Source organism: Kineococcus indalonis (genome assembly GCF_009906395.1).
GTDB lineage: Bacteria > Actinomycetota > Actinomycetes > Actinomycetales > Kineococcaceae > Kineococcus > Kineococcus indalonis.
Genome location: NZ_JAAALM010000417.1, coordinates 1 through 3,645 on the forward strand (window position 1 = coordinate 1; position 3,645 = coordinate 3,645).

The following is a 3,645-nucleotide window of genomic DNA, read 5'->3' on the forward strand; positions in this document are numbered from 1 at the left end:
CGCCAGCAGCGCGCCGGTCACCACCAGCAGCACCGCCAGCACCACGGCGAGCACGCCCGCGTCCCCCAGGTCGCCCGCCACCCGGGCACGCTACCGGGCGGTGATCCCCGCGGCGCGCCCGCGGGGCGGCCCGCGGCGGCCCCGCGGGCGCGCCGCCGCGCCGGTGCTGCCGCCCGCGCAGCTCCGTTAGGGTCGGCGGGGTGATCGACCTGCGACTGCTGAGGGACGACCCGGACGCCGTCAAGGCCAGCCAGCGCGCCCGCGGCGAGGACGAGTCCGCCGTCGACCGCGCGCTCGCCGCCGACGTGCGCCGCCGCGGCGCCATCGCCGAGTTCGAGCGGCTGCGCGCCGAGCAGAAGTCCCGCGGCAAGGACGTGGCCAGGGCCGTGGGCGAGGAGAAGCAGGCCCTGCTGGCGGGCGTGAAGGAGCTCGCCGAGCAGGTCAAGGCCGCCCAGGCCGAGGCCGACGCCGCCGCCGCCGAGTTCGAGGCGGCGCTGCGCTCGATCCCCAACGTCGTCGAGGACGGCGTGCCGCCCGGCGGCGAGGACGACTACGTCGTGCTCAAGGAGGTCGGCGCGCAGCCCGCGCTGCCCGAGGGCCTGCCCGCGTGGCGCGACCACCTGGAGCTGGGCGAGCTGCTCGGCGCCATCGACACCGAGCGCGGCGCGAAGGTGTCCGGCTCGCGGTTCTACTTCCTCACCGGCGTCGGGGCGCGCCTGGAGCTGGCGCTGCTGAACCTCGCCGTCGCCCGCGCCGTCGAGGCGGGCTTCACCCCGATGATCACCCCGACGCTGGTCAAGCCGGAGGTCATGGCCGGCACCGGCTTCCTCGGCGCGCACGCGGCGGAGGTGTACCACCTGGAGGAGGACGACCTCTACCTCACCGGCACCTCCGAGGTGGCGCTGGCCGGCTACCACGCCGACGAGATCCTCGACCTGGCGGCGGGCCCGAAGCGCTACGCGGGCTGGTCGGCCTGCTACCGGCGCGAGGCCGGCTCCTACGGCAAGGACACCCGCGGCATCATCCGCGTGCACCAGTTCCACAAGGTGGAGATGTTCTCCTTCTGCCGCCCCGAGGACGCCGCCGCCGAGCACCGCCGCCTGCTGGAGCTGGAGGAGGGCATGCTCGCCGCGGTGGAGGTGCCCTACCGCGTCATCGACACCGCCGCCGGCGACCTGGGCAGCTCCGCCGCCCGCAAGTTCGACTGCGAGGCGTGGGTGCCCTCCCAGGGCGCCTACCGGGAGCTCACCTCCACCTCGAACTGCACGACGTTCCAGGCCCGGCGCCTGGGCGTGCGCGAGCGCGTCGAGGGCGAGGGCGGCACCCGGCCGGTGGCCACCCTGAACGGCACCCTGGCCACCACCCGCTGGATCGTGGCGATCCTGGAGAACCACCAGCAGCCCGACGGCTCGGTGCGCGTGCCGCAGGCGCTGCGCCCGTACCTGGGCCTGGACGTCCTCACCCCCGCCTGACGCCGCGCCCCCGCGCACCCGTCCGGGCGCCACCCGCCCGCCCCGCGCGGCGCCCGGACGGGTGGCGCGGGCCGTGCCGCCGAGCCGCCCGCGGCACCGGGAACTAGGGTCGGCCCCGTGAACGGGCTGCGGGGCGCGCTGGTCGCGCTCGACGTCGACGGAACGGTCGTCGACCACGACGAGGCGATGTCGGACCGCGTGCGGGAGGCGGTGCAGCAGGTCGCCGCCGCCGGGGCGCACGTCGTGGTGGCCACCGGCCGCTCGCTGCACGGGGTGCTGCCGGTGCTGCAGCGCCTGGGCCTGCACGAGGGCTTCTGCGTGTGCAGCAACGGCGCCGCCACCGTGGAGCTGGACCCCTCGGCCCCCGAGGGCTACCGCGTGGTGGCCCTGCACACCTTCGACGCCTCCCGGGCCGCGGCCGTCCTGCGCGACAGCATCCCCACCGGGCTGTTCGCCGTGGAGGTGCTGGGCCGCGGGTTCAAGGTCACCGCCCCCTTCCCCGACGGCGAGCTGACCGGCGAGGTCGAGGTCGTCCCGTTCGAGGAGATGTTCGACGAGCCCGTGATGCGCGTGGTGGTGCGCAGCCCCGAGCACACCTCCGCCGAGTTCGGCGCGCTCGTGGAGTCCGTGGGCCTGCACGGCGTGGCGTACTCGGTGGGCTGGACCGCGTGGCTGGACCTGGCCCCCGACGGCGTCACCAAGGCCAGCGCCCTGGAGGACGTGCGCCTGCGCCTGGACGTGCCGCGCGCGGCGACCCTCGCCGTCGGCGACGGGCGCAACGACGTGGAGATGCTGCGGTGGGCCGCGCGCGGCGTCGCGATGGGCAACGCCCCGCAGGAGGTGCGCGAGGCCGCCGACGAGGTCACCGGCCACGTCGACGACGACGGCCTGGCCGAGGTCCTGGAGGACCTGCTGCGCCAGGACGACCAGGCCCCCGGCGAGCGCGAGGCCCGCGCCGCCTCCTGAGCGGCCCCGGGGCGCGCGGCCCCGGGGTGCGCGGCGGCCGGGTCCGGGTGAGGCTCGGGGCGTGCACCGCACCACGACCGGGCCGGCCGGGCCGACCGGGTCCTCCCGCCCCGCCCCGGCCGGGCCGCTGCAGCGGGTGCGGCGCACCTTCCGCGCCCGCGTCGCCGGCGACCCCACCGGGGCGCCCGGCTGGGTGCGCGAGATCGCCACGGTCGGCGGCCGCGACGGCTGGTTCGACCCCGCGGGCGTGGTGTGGGCGGTGCACGGCGGCCTGCCCACCCTCGTCGGCGGCCTGGTCGCCCTGCTCGGGCAGGGCGCGCACCCGCTGGCCCTGGCCGGGGTGCTGGGCCACTCCGACTACCGCCACGACCCCTGGGCCCGGCTGGCGGGCACCGCCCGCTGGCTGGCGGTGTGCACGTTCGGCTCGGCGCAGCTGGCCGAGCGGGACTGCGCGCGGGTGCGCGGGGTGCACCGGCGGGTGCGCGGCACCGCGCCCGACGGGCGCGCCTACTCCGCGGGCGACCCCGCGCTGCTGCGCTGGGTGCACCTGGCCTTCACGGACGCCTTCCTGGCCGCCCACCGAGAGCTCGGCGCCGACCTCGCGCCGCGCTTCGGGCCGCGCTGGGCCGACGCGTACGTGCGCGAGTGGGCCCGCACCGCGCAGGCCCTGGGCGCCTGCGACCTGCCCGGCAGCGAGACGGAGCTGGCGGACGCGCTGGCCGCGTTCGCGCCGCAGCTGGAGCCGGTGCCGGCGGACCTGCGCCGGTTCCTGCTGGCCCCGCCGGGCCTGACCCGCCCCGAGGTGCCGTTCTACGCGGGCCTGTCGGGCGCCGCGGGCCTGCTGCTCTCACCGGTGCTGGCGCCGCTGGCGCAGGTGCCCGGGCGCACCGCCCGCGGCCCGCGCGAGCGGCTGCGGCTGGCCGGCACCCGCGCCCAGCTGCGGGCGCTGCGCGCGGTGACCGGCCGGGAGCCGTGGGAACAGGCCGGCCGCTTCCGCACCGGCACCGGCCCGCGCCCGGCCTGGCTCTGAGCCCGCGCGGGCACCCCCGCGCCCGCGCGCAGCGCCGGCGACCCGCCGGTGGGACGTTTCACCGAACCGGTTCAGGGGCACGTCCCCCAGGTCGGGGCGACGCGGCCGTCGCGGTGGGGCGGCGCACCGAGCCGTCCGGCCGGTGCGCGGCCCGCGCGCGGCCGGACGGCTCGGTGC

At 78.5% G+C, this 3,645-nt stretch carries 3 protein-coding genes; all 3 read left to right on the top strand.

All coding sequences use genetic code 11. The features are described 5' to 3' along the window. Positions 1-200: 200 nt before the first annotated feature. The 3 genes from serS (at position 201) to GTR00_RS16700 (ending at position 3,468) form a co-directional block, all read left to right on the top strand. Positions 201-1,472, top strand: coding sequence for a serine--tRNA ligase (serS, locus tag GTR00_RS16690; protein WP_166612711.1), 1,272 nt, complete (start codon positions 201-203; stop codon positions 1,470-1,472). A gap of 117 nt (positions 1,473-1,589) precedes the next feature. Beyond that, positions 1,590-2,438, top strand: coding sequence for an HAD family hydrolase (locus tag GTR00_RS16695; protein WP_323132551.1), 849 nt, complete (start codon positions 1,590-1,592; stop codon positions 2,436-2,438). Between the two features lie 61 nt (positions 2,439-2,499). Continuing rightward, complete coding sequence (locus GTR00_RS16700) at positions 2,500-3,468, top strand: oxygenase MpaB family protein (protein ID WP_323132552.1); 969 nt, start codon at positions 2,500-2,502, stop codon at positions 3,466-3,468. The last annotated feature ends 177 nt before the right edge of the window (positions 3,469-3,645 follow it).